Here is a 20,895-nt window from a genome sequence, read left to right as displayed (position 1 = left end):
CGCCGGGGGCCTTTGTCCATCGGGCCGATCGGGGGCCGCCACACGCGGGATACCGTTAGGTCCATTATGGATCCAATTCCCCGCCGCCCCCGCTCACGAGCCCGACTCCTCCTCGGCGCCGCGACCTCCCTGGCCATCGCCGGCGCGGCCGCCGGCACGGCGCAGGCCTACAACTACGTCCCCAGCGCCAACGGCGAGACCTGGGGTGTCCAGGACGCCGCCGCCCCGCGCGTCGACACCGGCTCGATCCGCGACACGACGTCGGGCGACATGACCGGGTTCGGCGGCATCCGGGTGAAGGTCTCCTCCGGCGCGCTGCGCAACGGCCAGCTGATCCGCGGGTTCAACCTGCGCTTCGACCCGCCGGAGCGCTTCACCTCGACGACCTCCGTCGATCTCGGCGGCGTCGCGATCTCCCGTCAGATCCGCTTCAACCGCACCGCCAACTGGGGCCGCTGGCTCGACACCTTCAAGAACACGACCGGCGCGCCGATCACCGTCGACGTCTCGTTCGGCGGCCAGACCGGCGTCGGGAGCGCGACGGGCGCCACGAACGGGATCATCTCCGACACGTCCAGCGGCGACGCGACCATCGGTCCCGACGACTCCTGGGCCCTGAACCGCTTCGGCGCGTCGCCCGCGGCCAGCACGCGCGGCCCCTCCGCGGTCGTGCTCGGCGACCCCGCGCCGTTCGCCGGCGCGCTCACGCGCACCGGCGACTTCCTCACCGACCCGTTCACCGAGGCCCGCGTCGCCACGGGCCACGAGTCGAACTTCATCGGCTACGAGCACCGGCTCGTGCTCCAGCCCGGGCAGACCCGCTCACTGGCGCACTTCGTCGTGATCGGTACGGCCGAGTCCGCGTCCGGCACCGGCACGACCGCGCCCGGGGCGCAGGTCGCCGCCGTGAAGGCCACGGCCACGGCCCTCGCGACGACCCCGAGCTTCAACGACCTGACGAAGCCGCAGCTCTGCAGCCTCGCCAACTGGGACGTCTCGAGGCTCACGATCCCGTCGTTCAGCCCCGGGGTCGACTGCCTGGTGGCCGCCGCGCCGGCCGTCCCGCCCGAGGCGGCGCCCAACCCGACCACCACGGGCTCCACGTACGACGTGGTCGGCAAGACGATGGACGAGATGCAGGCCGACATGGCGGCCGGCCGCACGACGTCGCAGCAGATCACCCGCGCCTACCTGGACCGCATCGCGGCCTACGACGTCGGGCCGTTCGGCTTCAACTCGTACACCACGGTCGCCAAGGACGCGATGGCCCAGGCGAAGGCCGCCGACGACGCTCGCGCCGCCGGCAAGACGAGCCCGGTCCTCGGCCTGCCGCTGGCGATCAAGGACCTCTACGACACGAAGGACATGCCGACGACCAACGGCTCGCTCGTCTTCGACGGCTACCGGCCGCTCGACGACGCGACCTCGGTCGCGCGTCTGCGTTCCGCCGGCGCCGTGATCCTCGGCAAGGCGTCGCTCGAGGAGTTCGCGCTCTCCGGGCAGTACTCCGACTCGGCGTTCGGCATCGTCTGGAACGCGTTCTCCCCGTCGAAGTCGTCGATCGCCTCCTCCGGCGGCCCGGCGGTCGCGACGGCGCTGAGCATGGCCGCCGGCTCGCTCGGCAGCCAGACCGGCGACTCCCTCTACGGCCCCGCCTCGGCGGCCAGCCTCTACACGCTGCGCGGCACGGACGGCCTCGAGAGCCTCGCCGGCGTCATGCCGCTGTCCTGGATGCAGGACTACGCGGGCGCGATCACCCGGTCGCTGGGCGACCTGGCCGACATCCTCGACGTCACGTCGGGCACCGACCCGCTCGACGCCGAGCGGACCGCCGAGGCGGACGCGAAGCGGCCGGCCGAGTGGCGCGACGCGCTGAAGGCCGACGCGCTGCAGGGCAAGCGGATCGGCTACTACCCGGCCGCGTTCGTCGACCCGTTCGGCACGACGGGCACCGTCGGCGCGCAGCTGGCGCAGCTGCAGAAGTTCCAGGACGCCGGGGCGACGCTCGTCGCGCTCAGCGACCCGACCGTCCCGACCCGCGTCGGCCCGGTCCTGCCGAGCAACACCGCGGGCTTCGACCTCGCGTTCCAGGGCTGGGCCGAGTACATCAAGACCCACCCGGACCTGCCCTACCAGGACCCGCGCGAGATCCTCGCGTCGCAGAAGCGCCTGCCCTACCGGCGCTCCGCCAACGGCTACACCGGTGCGGGCGGCGGCTCCGACGCCCAGATCGCGGTCTACAAGCAGTACCGGGCGAACGCCAAGGTGGCGGTCGCGGCCTGGCTCGACAACCCGCCGACCCCGGTGGTGCCCGGCACCGCGACCCCGTCGCCGGGCGCGCTCGACGCCGTGGTCTACCCGGGCCTGCGCAGCGTGATCAGCCTCAACGACGGCAACGCGGCGGCCTTCGGGCGCGGCGACCCGCCGTCCAACAGTGCGGGCACGCCGACGGTGGCGTTCCCGTCGGGCGTCAACGACAAGGGCGAGCCGACGAACCTCCAGATCGTCGGCCGCGCCTGGGACGACGCGAAGCTCATGGGCTACGCCTACGCGTACGACCAGGAGGCGAAGGCGCACATCGAGCCCACGACGGCCCCGCGGCTGCCGTACGTGGCGGACCCGACCCCGCCGGTGATCGACACCCCGACGCCGGTGGCACCGGAGCCGACCGTGATCCCGGCGCCCGCGCCCGCCGCACCTGCTCCGACGCCCGCGAAGGTCGTCGCCCCGGTGCTCTCCGCCAACGCGGTGCGGGCCACGACGGGGCGCACCGTCGCGTTCCGGATCCGCTGCGGCGCCGCCGCGGGTACCACGCGCTGCCGGGGCACCCTCAAGCTGACCGCCGGGGGTCGGACGATCGGCACGCGGGCGTTCAGCGTCGCGGCGGGCCGGACGGTCACCGTCCGCGTCCGGCTGACGCGATCCGCCTACCGCACGCTGGTCTCCCGCCGGACCCGACGCGTCGCGGTCCGGCTGCGCGCGCCGGACTCGGCCGGCCGCACGGGCACGACGAGCCGGACGGTGACGCTGCGCGCGCCCCGGCGGTAGGGACGACTGCGGCCGGTCCCGGGACTCGCCCCGTGGCCGGCGCGGTGCCCGTCCGAGGACGGGCAGCGGCGCCGCCGCGGGGTTCAGCCCGCGGCGACCGTGGGCGCGACGCCGTCGACCACCGGCCGCGCATACACGCGCGACAGCAGGCCGCAGAGGAGGAACGCGCAGCCCATGTAACCGACCTCGGCGTTCCAGACCGGGTCGTCGATCGGGCCGACGAGCATCCAGACCACGAAGACGCCGCCGGCGACGAGCCAGGAGGTCGCCGCAGCCCAGGCGTGACCGCGGGCCAGGGCCGCCTGGTTCAGGGTGCCCGCGGTCAGGTGGGCACCCATGCCCACCGCGACGAGCGCGAGGCCCAGGACCGGCGGCTTCTGGCCGTCGAAGAGGATCGGCATCACGACGCTGCCGAGCACGAGCAGCCCGATGACCACGAGGGCCGCGAAGGCCGCGATGTAGCGGACGGCCTTGCGGATCGCGGCGGCGATCTCCTCGGGGGCGCCGGTGGCCACGAGCGAGGCGAAGTGGGGGAGGAGCGTCGTCTGGACGGCCTGGAAGAGCTGCAGCGGCGCCCGCGTCACGAGCAGGGCGCTGAAGATCAGGCCGGCCGCGGCCTTGTCGGCCGTCAGCAGCGTGCCCGCGTTGACGAGCGTCTGCTCGCCGAGCTGGATCAGCGCGACGGCGACCGCGAACGAGCCGCCGGCGCGCAGCCCGGCGTCGGCGCCGGCGCGGGCCGGCGTGCCCTCGCGCTCGGCGCGCTCGGTCTCGGCGCTCATCCGCTGCGTCGCGGCGCGGATCGCCCACGGGACCACGAGCAGCGACGCCAGCGGCGCCGCGAGGATGCCCGCCGCGACCGCGATCTGGCCGGACGAGATGCCGATCAGGGCGGCGATCGGGAAGAGGATGCGGGCGACGGACTCGAAGAGCACCAGCCCGCCGTAGAGCGCGAACCAGCCGTGCCCAGCGACGAAGCCGCGCGCGAAGTAGCTGGCCCCGTACGCGACGCCCGCCGCGACGAGCAGCCAGAACATCCCCGACGAGCCGATGTTGTCCTGCAGCGGCCCGCGGGCGATCAGCGCGGCCAGGACGAGCACGATCGCGAAGCCGGCCTGGATCAGCAGCGGCTCGCGCAGGGACGGGTGCGCCTCGCCGCGGGCCCGGGCCGTGGCGATCGTGCGCGACAGCAGCTGCTCGACGGGCCGGTAGAAGACCGACATCGCCGTGAACAGGATCGCCCACATCGTGGCGATCTCGCCGTACTGCTCCTGGCCGCGGTCCGAGTCGCCCAGCGCGTGCGAGGCGACCGAGAAGAAGAGGAACGTCAGCAGGCCCGTGGAGGCGATGCCGATCGTCAGCAGGCGGGCGCCGCGGCCGACGGAGCCCGACTCGCGGGTCGCGTCGGCGACGTCCTCGGCCAGCGCCTCGTCGGCGACGGCGCCCGACGGGTCGAGGTTCGGGTCCGCGGGCAGCGCCCCCGGGGCGGTGTGCCCGTAGGGCGCCTCCTCGGGGTCCCGCGCGCTCAAGGGGTCAGTCGCCGACGCGGACGAGCAGCTGCGTCCACGGGAAGGGCTGGCGGGTCTCGACGATCTCGCCGTGCTGCGCCAGCAGCTTCTTGAACGAGCGCGTGGACCAGTGGTTCAGGTGGCCCGGGGTGTTGCCGAGCTCCTTGATGTACGCGCCACGGGCCATGTTCACGGCGCGCCAGATCGGCTCGCGGGGGACGGACACCAGCAGCCAGCGCTTCGCGACGCGGGCCATCTCGGCGACGGTGTGCTCCGGGTCCGGCACGTGCTCGAGGACCTCGATCGCCGTGGCGACGTCGAACTCGTCCTGCTCGAACGGCAGGTTCTCGGCGCGCATGATGCGGTAGTCGAGGTTCGGCGCCTGGCGCTGCGCCCAGCCGGCCTGGATCGACTCCTCCTCGAGGTCCAGCCCGACGACGCGCTTGTCGCCCAGGCGCGTCGCCCACTGGTGGACGAGGACGCCCTCGCCGCAGCCGACGTCGAGCAGGGACTGCGCGTCGGCGCGGACGAAGAGCTCCTCGAGCTGGCGCTCGAAGCCGGCCTGCAGGCGCTTGGCGACCGGGTTGGTCGTGTTGTACTTGTCGTACGTGTTGCCGGTGATGATCCCCTCGTCGTTCGTGGTGACGACGACGGGGTTGCCGCCCGAGCCCGAGGGCTTCGGCTGACCGGACTGCTGGCTGGGGGTGCTCATCGGGGGGTCGTCTCCGCGTCGATCTCGTCGGTCACCGGCGGCGCGGCGTGCGCCCCGGTCGTGGGGTCCTGGCCGGTCGGGCGGGCGCCCGGCTCGTAGTGGCTCGGCGGCACGCCGAGCTGCAGCTCGATCCGCCGCACGCGCTCGAAGACGCGCTGCGTGAGGATCCGCTGGCCGTGCAGCAGGTCGCCGAGGACGGCGATCGCGCCGACCGTCACCGACGCCATGAAGAGGACGCCGCCGAAGATCAGCGACTGCACGTGGCCCGCGCCCTCGCCCTGGACCCAGGAGACGAAGAACCGCCCCCAGGGGATGCAGGCGAGGACGAACAGCGCGACCGCGGCGCTCATGAAGACGCGCATCGGCTCGTACTGCGCGTAGATCCGGAAGATCGACACGGTGTTCTGCCGCACGTAGGACCACATCGACGGGAAGAGCCGCGACTCGCGGAGCTTCTCGTTGGTGGAGACCGGGACGTGCTTCGTCGCGACCAGCAGCTTGCCGGCCTGGATCAGCGACTCGAGCGTGTAGGTGAAGCGCGAGACGACGGCCAGCTGGATCGCGGCCTCGCGGTTGTAGGCGCGGAAGCCGGACGTCGCGTCGGCGATGTCGGTGTCCGACGCGCGCCGCACGACCGCGGAGCCGAGCTTCTGCAGCCGCACCTTCAGCGGCGAGAAGTGCTCGATCTTGTGGACCTCGCGGTCGCCGACGACCATGTCGGCCTCGCCGGCGAGGACCGGGGCCACGAGCGCCGGGATGAACGACGCGTCGTACTGGTTGTCGGCGTCGGTGTTGACGATGACGTCGGCGCCGAGCTTCAGGCAGGCGTCGAGCCCGGCCTGGAAGCCCGCGGCGAGGCCCTTGTTGTTCGTCAGCTTGACGATGTGGTCGACGCCGTGGTCGCGGGCGACCTGCAGGGTCTTGTCGACCGAGCCGTCGTCGATGACGAGCCACTCGACCTCGTCGAAGCCCGCCACCGTGCGCGGCAGGTCGGCCAGCGTGGTCGGGAGCGTCTCCTCCTCGTTGAAACAAGGGATCTGGATGATCAGCTTCATGGGCTCAGCGCGGGTCGGACGGTCGGGTCGGTGCCGCAGGCGTGCGCGTCGGCGCGGCCTGCGGAGCGGGGCGGGAGGCGGGGCGACCCCGCGCTCCGTCCGCTCGCGCCGCGTGACCCCGGTGGGGGCCGGCGCGACGCCGGCACGCGCATCGGTCGATGCCGTGGAACCGCAGCAGTATTCCAGAGGTGACCGGCGGGACACCGTCTGCCGCCCGGCCCGGCGCCGGGCACCGACGCCCACGGCGGGCCGGGCGAGGGGCCGCATCCCGCCCGTCCGAGGTCCCGTAGACTCGCCGTCGCATCTTGGAAGGACCGGAAGACACGCACCGCAGCGGCCCGAGCTCCCGCCTGCCCTGGATCGCCTTCGCCCTCCTCTGCGCGGGGTTGCTGACGCTGTTCCTGGTCTACCCGACCTATCCGAACTACGACAGCTACTACGCGCTGCTCTGGGCGCGGGAGATCTGGGACGGGCAGAAGCCGATCTTCGACGCGTTCCGCGCGCCGACCGAGCACCCGCTCGCGATCCTCTTCTCGATGGTCCTGACGCCGTTCGGTCAGGGCGTCGACCGCGTCATCGTCTTCTGCGCGATGGCGTCCGTCGCGGCGCTGGCCGCGGGCATGTACCAGCTGGCGAAGGTCGCCTTCAACCGTTGGATCGGTCTCGTCGCGGGCCTCCTGCTGGTCGCCAACTGGGACCTGATCCTGCTGGCGGTCCGCGGCTACCTCGACGTCACCTACATGGCGCTCGTGATCTGGGCGGCGGTGCTGGAGACCCGGCGCCGGCGCCGCGGCTGGCCCTCGATGCTGCTGCTGACCCTCGCGGGCACGCTGCGGCCCGAGGCGTGGGTCCTCTGCGGCCTCTACGGCCTGTGGATGGCGTGGGACGGCGCCCCGGTGCTCCAGGGCGGCCGGATCGTCCTGCGGGACGGCCTGCGGCGCGTGTTCACCCGCCGCGGCATCGTCTGGCTCGCCATCGGCTGCATCGCGACGGCCCTCTGGCTGGCCACCGACACGGTCGTCACCGGCAACCCGCTGTTCTCGCAGACGTACACCTCCGGGCTGGCCGAGGAGCTCGGCCGCACGCAGAGCCCGCTCTCGATCCCGTTCACGACGATCTCGTTCCTACGCGGCATCGACGGGCTGCCGCTGTTCATCGCCGGCGTCGTCGGCCTCCTGGTCACGATCTGGCTGGTGCCGCGGCGCTCGGCGATGCCGTTGGTGCTGCTCGTCGCCGGGATCGGCACGTTCTTCCTGCTGGGCTTCGGCGGCTTCTCGGTCATCGACCGCTACCTGCTGGTCCCGGCGGCGCTGCTCCTGATCTTCGCCGCCGTCCTGCTCGTCGGCTGGACGATGATGCCCGCGGGCCCCGTTCGGACGTGGTGGGCGCGGGCGTCGCTCCTGGGCGGCGTCGGCGTCGTGATCGTCGGGGCCGTCAACCTGCAGCCCAACTCGCTGGCCAACGACCTCGAGTTCCGCGGCGACGCGCACCACGACCTCGTGCGGGTGCTCGACCAGCCCCAGGTCCGCCGCGCGCTGCGCTGCGGCCCGCTGTGGACGCCGAACCACAAGCTCGTCCCGGACTCGCGGTGGATCCTCGACGCCGGCAACGCGCAGGTGCTGCCGCGCTCGATGCTCAAGCCGTCGCTCTTCGACAAGAAGGTCACCGGCTTCGGCAGCCCGGACCGCCGCGTCGCTCGCCGCGAGGCCCCGAGCGCCGAGGGCCTCCGCGGTCCCGACGGCAAGCTCGAGTACGTCACGGTGATCGGCAAGAACGGCAAGCCGGTGCGCAACTCGCGCGGCGAGCTGGTGAAGGCCGTCGTCCCGAACCCGACGCCGACGATCACCCGCGGCGTCGCGCTGCTGCCGACCTCGCGCCTCGCGCTCGTCCGCCAGGGCTACGTCTTCGTCGGCGACGACCGCGCCTTCGACGTGATCCCTCCCGCCGGCTTCCACCGGATCGCGACGAGCACCCACTACGCCGTCTACGCCTCGTGCTGACCGACGGCCCATGAGACTCCCGGCCCCGGATCGGCTGCGGTGGGGGATCGCGGTGGGCGTGCTCGTCCTCGTGGGCCTCGTGCTGCGCCTCTGGGGGATCCGCTCCGGACTGCCGTACGCGTACAACGCCGACGAGAGCGCGCACTTCCTGCCGCAGGCCGTCGGGATGTTCCGGGGCGACCTGGACCCGCACTACTTCATCAATCCGCCGGGCTTCACCTACGCGACCCACATCGGGCTGCGGCTGCGCTTCGGCGGCGCGGACTCGGTGTGGTCGGCGTTCGCGACGGACCCCGGCAGCGTCTTCGTCGTCGGCCGGATCGTCTCGGCGCTGATCGGCGTCACGTCGGTCTGGCTCGTCTACCTGGCGGGCGTCCGGCTGCTGGACCGCCGCACCGGTCTGCTCGCGGCGGGCCTGCTGTCCGTGTCGTTCCTGCCGGTCTTCTACGGCCACCTCGCGCTCAACGACGCCCCGACGGTCGCGCCGGTCGCGCTCGGCCTCTGGGGGTCGGCGGGCGTCCTGCGCTACGGCCGCGACCGCGACTACCTGATCGCCGGCGTCGCGGTCGGCCTCGCGGCGGCGTTCAAGTACACCGGCGGGATCGTGCTGCTGCCGGTGCTGATCGGCGCCGTCATCCAGGCCGCGCAGCCCGACGGGCGCGTCCCGGCCGTCCGCGGCACGATGCTCGCCTTCGTCGCGTTCGCGGTCGGCTTCGTGGCCGCCAACCCGTACGCGCTCCTGAACTTCGACGACTTCTGGTTCGGCATCGCCCACCAGAGCTCGGCCGCCGGTGGCGAGACGACCACCAAGCTCGGCTCCACGCGCGGCGGCGGGGTGGGCTTCTACCTCTGGACGCTCACGTGGGGGCTCGGCATCGTGCCCCTGGTCGCGGCGGCCGGCGCGCTCGTGCCCCTGTGGCGCGACGACCGCCGGGTCTGGCTGCTGCTCGTCCCGACGACGATCATCTTCTTGCTGTTCATGAGCGTCCAGGGCCGCTTCTTCGCCCGCTGGCTGCTCCCGGTCTACCCGGCGATCGCGCTCCTGGCCGGCTACGCGGGGACCCGCGTCGTCGAGCTCGTCGAGTTCCGCCGGCCACGGTGGTCGGTCGCGGCGCTCGTCGTCGTCGGGCTGCTGCTCTGCGGACAGGGCCTCTCCGGCAGCGTCCACGTCGCCCGGATCCTGGCCCGCGAGGACACGCGCAACGAGACGCGCGACTGGATGGTCAAGCACATCCCGGCCGACCGGAAGATCGTCCTCGAGCCGGTCGTACCGGCCAGCTGGCTCTCGGACCTGCAGTCGGCCACCGACCCGGGCGGCCGCGACGACGGCACGCGCTGGCAGCGCTTCACGACGAGCAAGGCGTACTTCGACCTCGACACCGGTGAGCCGATCAAGGGCGGGGAGTCGGTCTTCCTCGAGAACTACGTCCGCTCGCTCGACCCGCGGCTGATCAAGAAGTACGAGGACCAGGGCTACTGCTGGGTCATCACGGGGTCCACGATGCGCGGCCGCGCCGAGGCCGAGCCGGGCAAGGTGCCGCGGGCGATCGAGTACTACGAGGCGCTGGACCGCGACGCGAAGCTCGTCTTCGAGTCCTCGCCCTACCGCAAGGGCGCGAAGCCGGTGCCCTTCGACTTCGACTGGTCGTTCGACTACTACCCGCGGGCCTACGACCGGCCGGGCGCCGTGATGAAGGTCTACGAGCTCTCCGGCGGCAAGTGCGCCGGCGCGTGAGCGCCCCCGCGCCCGGACCGTCCACCGCAGCGCCAGGCGCACAGGGGGCGCCCGACCCGCCGCTCTATCCTCCGGTGTGCGGATGACGATCGATGCCCGAGACGTGGCCCTGTTGGAGCGGGCGGTGGAGCTCGCCGAGCGCGGGCGCCGGCAGGTGAGCCCGAATCCGATGGTCGGCGCCGTCGTCTCGCGCGACGGCCAGGTGCTCGGCGAGGGCTGGCACGCCGAGCTCGGAGGCCCACACGCCGAGGTCGCCGCGATCGCCGCGTGCGCCGGCGAGGACCTCACCGGGGCCACCATCTACGTCTCGCTGGAGCCGTGCTGCCACCAGGGCCGCACCCCGCCGTGCACCGACGCGATCCTCGCCGCCGGCTTCGGCCGCGTCGTCGTCGCCGCCGACGACCCGTCGGTCAAGGCGTCCGGCCGCGGCCTCGGGATCCTCCGGGACGAGGGCGTCGCCGTCGACTCCGCGGCGCCCGACTCCGACGTCGGCCGCCGCGCCCGCCTGCAGAACCAGGCGTTCCGCAAGCACGCCCGCACCGGCCTGCCGTGGGTGATGATGAAGACGGCCACGAGCCTCGACGGCCGCCTCGCCACGCACTCCGGCGACTCCCGCTGGATCTCGTCGGGCCCGTCCCGCGAGCTCACGCACGGCTGGCGGGCGGAGGTCGACGCCGTCGTCGTCGGCATCGGCACCGCCCTGGCCGACGACCCGCAGCTGACCGCGCGCGTCCCCGACGCCGGCCGCCAGCCGCGCCGCGTCGTCTTCGACTCGGAGGCCCGGCTCCCGCTCGACGGCCGCCTCGTGGCCTCCGTCGACGAGGCGCCCGTCACCGTCATCACGAGCCGCGCGGCGTCCCGCTCGGCCACCGACGCCCTGACCGCGTCCGGCGTCGAGGTGATCGTCGTCTCCGGGCAGAACGAGCACTCGCGCGTCCGCTCGGCCCTCGCCGAGCTCGGCCAGCGGGGCGTCACCTCGATGATGCTCGAGGGCGGCTCGCACCTCGCGGGCGCGTTCTTCGACGCGGGGGAGATCGACGAGCTGCGCATGTTCGTCGCCCCGCTGCTGCTCGGCGGCCGCCAGGCGCCGGGCCTGATCGGGGGCGAGGGCGTCGAGCGGATCGCGGACGCCGCCCGCCCCGTGGAGCTGACCCGGCAGGCGATCGGGGACGACCTCCTGACCATCGCCCGCCTCAAGGAGTGGTGAGACCGTGTTCACCGGCATCGTGCAGGACCTCGGGACGGTCGTGGCCGTCGACGCGCAGGACGACGGGGTACGCCTGCGCGTCTCGACGTCGCTGGCCGGCGAGCTGGCCCCCGGCGACTCGATCGCCGTCAACGGCTGCTGCCTGACGGCCGTGGGGGAGTCCACCGAGGTGATCGGCGGCGCCGACGCGTCCGTGGCGACCCTGAGCTTCGTAGCGGACGTCATGAACGAGTCGCTGCGGCGCACGAGCCTGTCGCGGGCCGCCCGCGTCGGCGGCCGCGTGAACCTCGAGCTGGCGATGGCCGCGGGCGACCGCTTCGGCGGCCACATCGTGCAGGGCCACGTCGACGCGACCGGCTCGGTCGTCGAGACCCGCGCGGACGGCTTCGCCCGGATCGTGCGGATCGCCCCCGAGGATCCGTCGCTCCTGCGCTACGTGGTCGAGAAGGGCTCGATCACGATCGACGGCGTGTCCCTGACCGTCTCCGCGATCGACGAGACGGCCCTCGAGGTCTCCCTGATCCCGGAGACCCTGGAGCGCACCACGCTCGGCGGCGTCGGCCCCGGCGACCCCGTGAACCTCGAAGTCGACGTGCTGGCGAAGCACGTCGAGAAGCTGCTCTTTGCAAAGGACCGCTCGTGAGCGAGACCTCCGCCCGTTCCGTGGCGCACCCGTTCGACACCGTCGAGGCGGCGATCGAGGACATCCGCGCCGGGAAGATGGTCATCGTCTGCGACGACGAGGACCGCGAGAGCGAGGGCGACCTCGTCGTGGCGGCGCAGTTCGCCGACGCCCAGGCGATCAACTTCATGGCGAAGGAGGCGCGCGGGCTGATCTGCCTGACGCTGACGCCGGAGCGCTGCGAGGAGCTCGGCCTGGACCTGATGGCCGCGAAGAACGAGGCGCAGTTCGAGACGGCGTTCACGGTCTCGATCGAGGCTCGCGAGGGCGTCACGACCGGCATCAGCGCGCAGGACCGCGCCCGCACCGTCGCGGTCGCGATCGACCCCCGCTCGGGCCCGCGCGACGTCGTGGTCCCCGGCCACGTCTTCCCGCTGCAGGCCAAGCGCGGCGGCGTCCTGGAGCGCACCGGCCACACCGAGGCGTCGGTCGACATCGCGCGCCTGGCCGGGCTCCATCCGTCGGGCGTGATCTGCGAGATCATGAACGAGGACGGGACGATGGCCCGGGTGCTGGACCTCGTTCCGTACGCCGAGAAGCACGGCCTGAAGATGATCACGGTCGCGGACCTGATCGCCTACCGGCGGCAGAACGATCGCCTGATCGAGCGGGTCGTCGACATCAACCTGCCGACGGCGTTCGGCACGTTCACCGCGGTCGGCTATCGCTCGCTGGTGGACGACAAGCACCACGTCGCGCTGGTCAAGGGGGACGTCGTCGGGAAGGACGACGTGCTCGTCCGGGTGCACTCGGAGTGCCTGACCGGCGACGTCTTCCATTCGTTGCGCTGCGACTGCGGCGAGCAGCTGGAGTCGGCGTTGATGACGATCGAGGAGAAGGGCGAGGGCGTCCTGCTGTACCTCGCCCAGGAGGGTCGCGGGATCGGCCTGTTGAACAAGCTGCGCGCCTACAAGCTGCAGGAGGAGGGCTACGACACCGTCGACGCCAACCTCAAGCTCGGTCTGCCGGCGGACCTGCGGGACTACGGCATCGGGGCGCAGATCCTGGTGGATCTCGGCCTGTCGTCGATCAAGATCATGACCAACAACCCGAAGAAGATCCGCGGGTTGGAGGGCTACGGGCTGTCGGTCTCGCAGCAGGTGCCGATCGAGCACCGCGCCAACGAGCACAACGAGACGTACATGAACACCAAGCGCGACCGGATGGGCCACATCCTCAGCGCGGCGGTGAACGGCGGGCCGGTCGGGGATCCGATCCACCACCAGGGCCTGCCGCTGGACGAGGAGATGCTCCGCGACGAGCAGATCCGCGACCACCGCGCCGACGGCACCGCCGGCGCCCACGACGGTGACACCGAGGGGGGCTCCCGATGACCGACGGACGCTTCGCGATCGTGGCGGCGACGTTCTACCGCGACCTGGCCGACCGGCTCATCGCCGGCGCCCAGGCGTCGTTCGCCGAGGCCGCCACGGCCGCCGGCAAGGCCCCGCAGCCCGTCGACGTCTTCGAGGTCCCCGGCGCCTTCGAACTGCCGCTCGCCGCCAAGTACCTCGCCGAGTCCGGCCGCTACGGCGGCATCGCGTGCCTCGGCGCCGTCATCCGGGGCGAGACGGACCACTACGACTTCGTCTGCGCCCAGGCCGCCGCCGGGCTTCAGCAGGTCCAGATCACCACCGGGGTGCCCGCGACCTTCGGCGTCCTGACCGTCGACTCGATGGAGCAGGCGCTCGCCCGCTCCGGCGGCGACAAGCGGGACTCGGGACGCCACGCCGCCGACGCGGTCCTGGCGCTCGTGAAGGTCCGCCGGGACCTCTCCGGCACCTGAGCCGGGCCCGCCGGGCGCGTCGGCGGCCCGCGAGCCCCGCCGGGTCGGCCGGGCCGCGAGCGGCTCCGTGGCGTGCCCGCCGCGGCGCGCTACGCTGGTGCGATGGACACCGAGTCCGTCGCGCTGCTGGCGATCTTCCTGCCCCACGGCATCGCGGGGGTCTTCTTCGGGTGGCGCCTGATGCCCAAGGACGCCCGCCGCGAGCTGCGCGGGTGGTTCAAGGACGACGAGGACGGCGGGTCCACGCGTCCGATCCCGGTCCGCCCGCGGGGTGGGGGAGGCAGCGCCGAGCCGCCGCTGCCCTCCGCCGCCCCGTCCGCCGTGCGGCTGCGCGAGCCCGGCCGCCTGGCGGACCAGGTCCCCGCCCCGCCACGGCGCCCGTCGCACCCGCCGACGCCCGCACCGCTCCCCGAGCGCGTCACCGAGCCGATCCGTCGCTGAGCGGTCCCCGGGGCGCGTGAGCACCCGGGCGGCGGACGGGTCCCGGCCGCCGGACGGACGGAAAGCCCCCGCTCGGACGGCGGATCCGGCCCGCACGGGAGGCGCACGACGGGAGAGGTGGGCCGCGCGCTACCCTCTCTCGTCTTATGGCGAAGGTTTGCATTTCTTGCGAAAAAGGCCCCGCGTTCGGGCAGAGCCGGAGCCACTCGATGCGCGCCACGAAGCGTCGGTTCGATCCGAACCTGCAGAAGGTGCGCATCGTGCTCAAGGGTGCTCCGCAGCGGGCGTACGTCTGCACGCGGTGCCTGAAGGCCGGCAAGGTCCAGAAGGCCGTCTAGCGACCACCCGGACGCTCCGCGTCCGGCGGTCCCTCATCCCCCGTTGACCTCGGTCGATCCCAGCATCGTCCGGTTCCGCCACCTCGTGGCGGCGGCCGCGGCGCACGTCGACTCGCGCAAGCAGGAGATCAACGACCTCAACGTCTTCCCGGTCGCCGACGGCGACACGGGGGACAACATGGCGTTGACCCTCCGCTCCGTCGTCGAGGAGCTCGACGCCGTCCTCTCCGAAGGCCTCACGCTCGAGGACGAGGGTGGCCGCGAGGAGCTCGTCCGGCGACTGGCCCGCGCGGCCCTGCTCGGGGCGCGCGGTAACAGCGGCGTCATCCTGTCGCAGCTGATCCGTGGCGCCGCCGAGGAGCTCGTCGCACGCCCCGGCGAGCTGATCCGCCCGCCGCTCGTCGCGGCGGCGCTGGCCGGCGCCTCGCGGCGCGGCTACGACTCGGTGCGCCAGCCCGTCGAGGGCACGATCCTCACGGTCGTCCGCGAGATGGCCGGCGCCGCGTCGCACGCCGTCGCGCAGCTCGAGCCCGGGCAGCTCGGCGCCCCGGCCGGCGACGCCGAGCAGTCCTTCGCGCTGGCGATCGTCATCGGCGAGGCGATCGGCGCCGGGATGCGCGCGCTCGACGAGGGCCCCGAGCTCCTGCCCGCCCTGAAGGAGGCCGGGGTCGTCGACGCCGGCGGCTTCGGGCTGCTCGTGCTCTTCGCGGGCGTCATCCGCTTCCTCCGCCAGGGCCAGCCCGGCGAGGACTTCGACATCCCGCACTACGCGGCCGCGCGTCTCGAGGGCATCAGCCACGCGTCCGAGACGTTCCGCTTCTGCACGAACTTCGCCGTGACCGGGCCGAACCTCGACGCCGGGCGCGTCCGGGACGACCTGGCGCGGATGGGCGACTCGATCATCGTCGTCGTCGGCGACGAGCAGACCCTGAAAGTCCACGTCCACACGGACGATCCCGACGGCGCGATGGCGCTGTTCGACGGGGCGGGCGACGTCTCCCGCGTCGACGTCGCGGACATGGACGCCCAGGTCGCCGCGCGCACCGGGCGCTCCGCCGCCGCGGCCGAGGCCCTGCACGCCGCCGCCTCCGGGCAGCGCGAGCACACCCGCAGCGCCGTCCTGGCGGTCGTCTCCGGCGCCGGGCTGATCCGCGCGTTCGCCGACGAGGGCGCGCTGGTCGTCGACGGCGGGGCGACGATGAACCCGTCGACCGCCGACCTCGTCGCCGCGATCGAGGCCGCCCCGGCGGACGAGGTCGTCCTGCTGCCGAACAACGGCAACGTGCGCATGGCCGCCGAGCGCGCCGCCGAGCTCGCCACGAAGCCGACCGTCGTCGTCCCGACCCGCTCGCAGCAGGCCGGTCTGGCCGCGCTCGCCGCGGCGGACGACGGCGCCAGCGCGGCCGACAGCGCCGAGGGCGTCGAGGCCGAGGTCGCCGAGCTGACCACCGGCGGCGTCGCGCCCGCCGCCCGCCCGGACCCCGCCGGCCGCTTCGCCGTCGGCGACGCGCTGGGCTACGTCGGCGAGGACCTCGTCGCGTGGGGCAGCCCCGAGGATGTGCTGCGCACCGTGCTGACCCGGACCACGGAGGACGGCCGCGAGCTCGTCGTCCTGGCCTCGGGCGAGGGCGCGCCGCTGGACGACCTCGCAGTCGCCGCGCTGGTCCCCGAGGGCACCGAGACCGACGTCCTCGCCGGCGGGCAGACCGCCTGGTGGTGGCTCGTCGCCACCGGGTGAGCGGGGCCGGCGCGTCCCATCCGGCGGGTCCGGGACGATCCGACGCGGTGCCGGTCGACGATCCCCACGCCACGGTCTTCGCGACCGGTGAGCCCGCGTCCGTCGAGGACCTGCTCGCCGCGCCCGTCCGCTTCCCGCGCCCGTCGCGCTGGGACGCCCCCAGCGGCTTCGGCGGCAAGAAGGCGCTGAAGGCCGCGGCGGCGATCGGGATCGACACCGTCGGCGGCCTGCTGACGCACCTGCCCGTCGAGAGCGGCCGGGTCGGGACGATCTCCGGTGTCCCCGAGGGGGAGCGCGTGACGCTGCTCGTCCAGGTCCAGCGGATCGCCAGCCGGCCCGTGCGTCGCCGGGGCATGCGCCCGCTCGTAGAGGCGCTCGTCACCGACGGCACGGGCGTCCTGCGCGTCGCGTTCTTCAACCAGCCGTGGCTCGTCGAGCGCTACCCGCCCGGCACCAAGCTGCTGCTGAGCGGCACCTCGAAGGGCCCCGGGCGGTTCTCCGTCGCCGCGCACGCGCCCAGCAGCGACCCGCTACCCGAGCCCGCCGTCTCGCTGAACGCCGGCGTGCTGCCGGACTCCGGGATCCCGGACGGGCCGGGGACCGTCGTCGACACGGGGGAGGCCGACCCCGCCGCGGATCCGGAGGGGGACGGCCCCACGATGGCGCGCTACCCCGCCACCGACGGCATCACCTCGATCGAGATCCTCGCCCGCGTCCGCGAGCTGCAGGACGAGCTCTTCGAGGCCGTGGACCCGCTGCCCGCGCGCCTTCGGGCCCGGTACCGGCTGCCCGGGCGCGTCGACGCCCTGCACGCCGCGCACCTCGGGGACCACGAGGCCGGCCGGCGGCGGCTGGCCTTCGACGAGCTGCTGCTCGGCCAGCTGGAGTACCTGCGCCGGCGCCGACGCCACGGCCAGAGCCGCCCGGCGGTCGCGCTGGACGGCCCCTCGGGCCTCACGGACCGCTGGGTCGCGGAGGCTCTGCCCTTCGCGCTGACGGGCGACCAGGTCAAGGCGGTGGAGACCAACGCCCGCGGGCTCGCCGGCGACGTGCCGCTGCAGCGCCTGCTGATGGGCGAGGTCGGCTCCGGCAAGACGGTCGTGGCGCTCCACGCGATGCTGCGCGCCGTCGAGTGCGGCCACCAGGCCGCGCTGATGGCGCCGACGGAGACGCTGGCCGACCAGCACTTCCGCACCCTCCAGAAGCTCCTGGGCGACGTCCTGGTGCCCGTGGAGCTCCTGACGGGGTCGACGCCCCAGTCCCGCCGCAAGGTCCTGCTCGCCCGCCTCGCGTCCGGGGAGCTGCCGCTGCTGGTCGGCACGCACGCGCTGATCGAGGACCCGGTGGTCTTCCGCTCGCTCGCCGTCGCGGTCGTCGACGAGCAGCACCGCTTCGGCGTCAAGCAGCGCAGCCGCCTGGACCGCAAGGCCCCGGAGGGCCTCGCTCCGCACCTGCTGCACATGACCGCGACGCCGATCCCGCGGACCATGGCGCTCCTGGCCTACGGCGACCTCGACGTCGTCGCGCTGCGGCAGCTGCCGGCCGGCCGCAAGCCGATCTCCACCCACGTCTGCGCCAGCGACCGCGAGCGCGAGCGGGCCTACGAGCGGATCCGCGAGGAGGTCGCCGCCGGCCGCCAGGCGTTCGTCGTCTGCCCCCTGGTGGAGACGTCCGAGGCCCTGGACGCCCGCTCGGCGGTCGCGGAGCACGAGCGGCTCTCCACCGGCGAGCTCAAGGAGCTGCGCGTCGAGCTGCTGCACGGCCAGATGCGCCCCGCCGAGAAGCAGGCCGTCATGGAGCGCTTCGCCGCCGGCACCGCCGACGTGCTGGTGGCCACGACGGTCATCGAGGTCGGCATCGACGTCCCCAACGCGACGGTGATGCTGATCGAGAACGCCGAGCGCTTCGGGATCTCCCAGCTCCACCAGCTGCGCGGCCGCGTCGGCCGCGGCGGCAACGCGTCGACGTGCCTGCTCTTCGGCCCGAAGAGCACCGCGCGGCTGCGGGCGCTGGCGACCCACACCGACGGCTTCGAGCTGTCGGAGGTCGACCTGCAGCTGCGGGGCGAGGGCGAGCTGCTCGGCACCCGCCAGTCGGGGATCGCGCGCTACCGCACCGCCCGCCTGCCCGACGACGCCGACCTGCTCCTGCGGGCCCGCGACGTGGCGGAGGAGCTGCACGCGGTCGACCCCGACCTCGAGCAGCCGGTCCACGTCGGCCTGCGCGAGGCCGTCGACGCCCGGGCCGCCGAGGCCGAGGACGCCGGGGCGATCCCCGCGTGAGGATCGTCGCCGGACGCTTCCGCGGGCGCCGCCTCCAGGCGCCGCCCGGTCTCGACACGCGGCCGACGGGCGACCGGGTGCGCGAGTCGCTCTTCTCGATCCTCGGGCCGCTGGACGGCGCGGTCGTCCTGGACCTCTTCGCCGGGACCGGCGCGCTCGGGCTCGAGGCGCTCTCCCGCGGCGCCGCGCGGGCGACGTTCGTCGAGCGCGACCGCAAGGCCCTGGACGCGCTCCAGGCCAACGTGCAGGCCTTCGGTCTCGGGCCGGACGAGGCCCGCGTCGTGCGCGGCGACTACCGGCGCGCCCTTCGGGACGCAGGCGCGCGCGGCGAGGCATACGATCTCGTCCTGCTCGACCCGCCGTACCGCGACGCGCCCGGGATCGCCCCGGTGCTCGACGCGGCGCTGCGGCCATTGCTGCGCGAGGGCGCGCGGGTGGTGACGGAATCGGACCGTCGCTCCCCGTTGACCCTCGGCCTCGGCGACGCGGACGAACGTCGCTACGGGGACACCCTGATCCGGATCCATCGCCCATGAGCCCAGACACCGACCATCGAATCGCCCTCGTCCCCGGGAGCTACGACCCGGTGACCAACGGCCACCTCGACATCATCAAGCGGGCCGCGGGCCTGTTCGACGAGGTCGTCGTGGCGGTCGTCAACCAGTCGGTGCGCAAGAGCACCGCGCTGTTCACGATCGACGAGCGGATCGGCTTCATCCAGGACGCGCTCGCCGAGGCGGGCGTCACCAACGTCCGCGTGGAGCCGTTCTACGAGCTGCTGGTCTCCTACGCGCGGCGGATCGGCGCGCAGGCGATCGTCAAGGGCCTGCGCCAGATCTCGGACTTCGAGTACGAGATGGAGATGGGGCACCTCAACCGCCAGCAGGCGCCGGAAATCGAGTCGGTCTTCGTCATGGCCTCGCCGCGGTACGCCTTCCTGTCGTCGAGCTGGGTGAAGGAGCTCGCCCGCTTCGACGGCCAGCTCGAGGAGCTCGTCCCCGCCCCGGTGGCGAAGCTCCTCGGCGAGCGCGTCGCGCGCGCCACCAACGACGACTGACCGCCCGCGGGACGACCGGGCGTCCGCCGGCGTCCGCGAATCCTCCGCGGCGGGGCCCCGGACCGGCGTCCGGGGTCGTCGCGGACGCCCCGTCGTGGACGCCGTCTGGGCGCGATCTTGCAGCTCAGGACCCCCCGCGTTGGTGATGTGCGGCGGATCCGGCAGGATATGGGGGGCGGTCAGTCAATCCCACCCTCGTTCCGCCCTACGCGGATCCATCGGGAAAAGAAGGACTTCTCCCGACCACCGCGAATCGGAAGTGTGCCATGGACGTTCTGGTCCTCATCGACAAACTCGACGACCTCGTACACAACGCGAAGCAGGTCCCGCTGACGGACCAGGTTCGCGTTGACCGCGAGGAGATCTTCGACATCCTCGACCAGATGCGCGCGACGATCCCGGAAGAGATCAAGCAGGCGCGCTGGATCGTGAAGGAGCGGCAGGAGATGCTCGCGGAGGCCAAGCGGGAGGCCGAGCGGATCATCAAGGAGGGCAAGGAGCAGCAGGTCGAGCTCGTTGCCGAGCAGGAGGTCGTCAAGCTCGCCGAGCGCGAGGCGGACGACATCATCGACGAGGCCCGGGCCCGCGAGCGCGAGATCCGTCTCGGCGCCGAGGACTACGCCGACGAGATCCTCAACACGCTCGAGGTCAACCTCATGAAGTTCATCGCCGCGGTCCGCCGTGGTCGCGAGCGCCTGCAGGGCAAGGACGACGCCGAGCTCGAGGGCGCCGAGCGGTAGACCCGCCGGCGCCCCGGTGCACCCGCACCGGGAGCCGCATCCCGCGGGCCCGACCGGGCCCGCCGCACCGGACGCCACGGCGTCCGCGCCGCAGGTCCTCAGGCCGTCCCGGCCGCCCACCACCGCCGCAGGTCCTCGACCTGGTGGGGCAGGGGGCACGCACCCCGCCGGTGCGCGAGCACCACGTCGAGCGCCTGCTCCGGGGTCCCGCCCCTCCGCCGGCCGAGCACCGCCGCCGCGACGACGACGGACCGCTGCCAGCCCGCCCGGCAGTGCAGGTAGACGGTGCCGCCGCCGTCCAGCGCCGCGAGCACCCGCTCGCTCGCCGCGTCGAGCACCGCGGGGGAGAGTCCGCCGAAGTCCTCCGACGGCACGCCCTCCGCCGTGATGCCCACGGCCGCGTAGGCCGCGGCCGCGGCCTCCCGCTCGCCGGGCCCGTACTCGCCGTCGGCGACGAGGCTCACGACGGCGTCTGCACGTCTCGGAGGCGTCGCCGAAGTACTCGAACCTCTTCAACCACACCTGGTACCTCGTGGCGGCGTCGGTCGTTCTCGCGATCTGGGCGTTCG

18 protein-coding genes are annotated in these 20,895 nt (G+C 73.5%); 14 read left to right on the top strand and 4 right to left on the bottom strand.

The genetic code is table 11. The features are described 5' to 3' along the window. Window positions 1-66 precede the first annotated feature (66 nt). The gene (locus tag AB0L40_RS14735) at window positions 67-3,048 is read left to right on the top strand and encodes an amidase (RefSeq protein WP_364355648.1); all 2,982 of its coding nucleotides are present in this window, start codon (window positions 67-69) and stop codon (window positions 3,046-3,048) included. Window positions 3,049-3,131: 83 nt separating this feature from the next. Here AB0L40_RS14735 and AB0L40_RS14730 read toward each other — a convergent pair whose 3' ends face one another. Genes AB0L40_RS14730 through AB0L40_RS14720 form a run of 3 tightly spaced genes read right to left on the bottom strand, consistent with a single transcriptional unit; the run spans window position 3,132 to window position 6,320 of the window. Next, window positions 3,132-4,574 (bottom strand): hypothetical protein, encoded by a 1,443-nt coding sequence (locus AB0L40_RS14730; RefSeq protein ID WP_364355645.1) that lies wholly within the window; start codon window positions 4,572-4,574, stop codon window positions 3,132-3,134. Window positions 4,575-4,578: 4 nt separating this feature from the next. Then, window positions 4,579-5,265 (bottom strand): class I SAM-dependent methyltransferase, encoded by a 687-nt coding sequence (locus tag AB0L40_RS14725; protein WP_364355642.1) that lies wholly within the window; start codon window positions 5,263-5,265, stop codon window positions 4,579-4,581. Next, window positions 5,262-6,320, bottom strand: a complete 1,059-nt coding sequence (locus AB0L40_RS14720) for a glycosyltransferase family 2 protein (protein WP_364355639.1) — start codon at window positions 6,318-6,320, stop codon at window positions 5,262-5,264. The genes AB0L40_RS14725 and AB0L40_RS14720 overlap by 4 nt, the downstream gene beginning before the upstream one ends. 305 nt (window positions 6,321-6,625) lie before the next feature. Between AB0L40_RS14720 and AB0L40_RS14715 the strand changes: the two genes are divergently transcribed. The 13 genes from AB0L40_RS14715 to AB0L40_RS14655 all read left to right on the top strand — a co-directional run bounded on the left by AB0L40_RS14715 (window position 6,626) and on the right by AB0L40_RS14655 (window position 20,326). Next, window positions 6,626-8,320 (top strand): hypothetical protein, encoded by a 1,695-nt coding sequence (locus AB0L40_RS14715; RefSeq protein WP_364355636.1) that lies wholly within the window; start codon window positions 6,626-6,628, stop codon window positions 8,318-8,320. A 10-nt stretch (window positions 8,321-8,330) separates the two neighbouring features. Then, the gene (locus tag AB0L40_RS14710; RefSeq protein WP_364355633.1) at window positions 8,331-10,055 is read left to right on the top strand and encodes a glycosyltransferase family 39 protein; all 1,725 of its coding nucleotides are present in this window, start codon (window positions 8,331-8,333) and stop codon (window positions 10,053-10,055) included. Between the two features lie 82 nt (window positions 10,056-10,137). Beyond that, a complete protein-coding gene (ribD, locus tag AB0L40_RS14705) occupies window positions 10,138-11,262 on the top strand; it encodes a bifunctional diaminohydroxyphosphoribosylaminopyrimidine deaminase/5-amino-6-(5-phosphoribosylamino)uracil reductase RibD (RefSeq protein ID WP_364355630.1) in 1,125 nt (374 codons plus the stop codon). Window positions 11,263-11,266: 4 nt separating this feature from the next. Next, a complete protein-coding gene (locus AB0L40_RS14700; RefSeq protein WP_364355628.1) occupies window positions 11,267-11,905 on the top strand; it encodes a riboflavin synthase in 639 nt (212 codons plus the stop codon). Beyond that, window positions 11,902-13,278, top strand: a complete 1,377-nt coding sequence (locus AB0L40_RS14695) for a bifunctional 3,4-dihydroxy-2-butanone-4-phosphate synthase/GTP cyclohydrolase II (protein WP_364355626.1) — start codon at window positions 11,902-11,904, stop codon at window positions 13,276-13,278. Before AB0L40_RS14700 ends, AB0L40_RS14695 begins: the two co-directional genes overlap by 4 nt. After that, a complete protein-coding gene (gene ribH / locus AB0L40_RS14690) occupies window positions 13,275-13,730 on the top strand; it encodes a 6,7-dimethyl-8-ribityllumazine synthase (RefSeq protein ID WP_364355623.1) in 456 nt (151 codons plus the stop codon). Before AB0L40_RS14695 ends, ribH begins: the two co-directional genes overlap by 4 nt. Before the next feature lie 102 nt (window positions 13,731-13,832). Further along, the gene (locus tag AB0L40_RS14685; protein WP_364355620.1) at window positions 13,833-14,171 is read left to right on the top strand and encodes a hypothetical protein; all 339 of its coding nucleotides are present in this window, start codon (window positions 13,833-13,835) and stop codon (window positions 14,169-14,171) included. Between the two features lie 146 nt (window positions 14,172-14,317). After that, window positions 14,318-14,509: a 50S ribosomal protein L28 gene (gene rpmB, locus AB0L40_RS14680; protein ID WP_026912457.1), complete on the top strand. Its 192-nt coding sequence runs from the start codon at window positions 14,318-14,320 to the stop codon at window positions 14,507-14,509. 43 nt (window positions 14,510-14,552) lie between these two features. Then, window positions 14,553-16,247: a DAK2 domain-containing protein gene (locus tag AB0L40_RS14675; protein ID WP_364355617.1), complete on the top strand. Its 1,695-nt coding sequence runs from the start codon at window positions 14,553-14,555 to the stop codon at window positions 16,245-16,247. A gap of 47 nt (window positions 16,248-16,294) precedes the next feature. Beyond that, complete coding sequence (locus AB0L40_RS14670; protein WP_364355614.1) at window positions 16,295-18,529, top strand: ATP-dependent DNA helicase RecG; 2,235 nt, start codon at window positions 16,295-16,297, stop codon at window positions 18,527-18,529. Beyond that, window positions 18,526-19,065, top strand: coding sequence for a 16S rRNA (guanine(966)-N(2))-methyltransferase RsmD (rsmD, locus tag AB0L40_RS14665; RefSeq protein WP_364355611.1), 540 nt, complete (start codon window positions 18,526-18,528; stop codon window positions 19,063-19,065). Before AB0L40_RS14670 ends, rsmD begins: the two co-directional genes overlap by 4 nt. Continuing rightward, entirely contained in the window at window positions 19,062-19,586 is a 525-nt protein-coding gene (coaD, locus tag AB0L40_RS14660) for a pantetheine-phosphate adenylyltransferase (protein WP_364355608.1), read from the top strand. The genes rsmD and coaD overlap by 4 nt, the downstream gene beginning before the upstream one ends. A gap of 266 nt (window positions 19,587-19,852) precedes the next feature. Continuing rightward, window positions 19,853-20,326: an ATPase gene (locus tag AB0L40_RS14655; RefSeq protein ID WP_364355605.1), complete on the top strand. Its 474-nt coding sequence runs from the start codon at window positions 19,853-19,855 to the stop codon at window positions 20,324-20,326. Window positions 20,327-20,424: 98 nt separating this feature from the next. Here the strand turns inward: AB0L40_RS14655 and AB0L40_RS14650 are convergent, their stop codons facing one another. Next, on the bottom strand, window positions 20,425-20,790 hold the full coding sequence (locus AB0L40_RS14650; RefSeq protein ID WP_364355602.1) for a hypothetical protein: 366 nt from the start codon (window positions 20,788-20,790) through the stop codon (window positions 20,425-20,427). Window positions 20,791-20,895: the final 105 nt, after the last annotated feature.

The organism is Patulibacter sp. NPDC049589 (assembly GCF_040675535.1).
In the GTDB taxonomy this organism is placed as follows: domain Bacteria; phylum Actinomycetota; class Thermoleophilia; order Solirubrobacterales; family Solirubrobacteraceae; genus Patulibacter.
The sequence above is the reverse complement of the archived record's forward strand: the minus strand, read 5'-3'. Positions and strand labels throughout refer to the sequence as shown.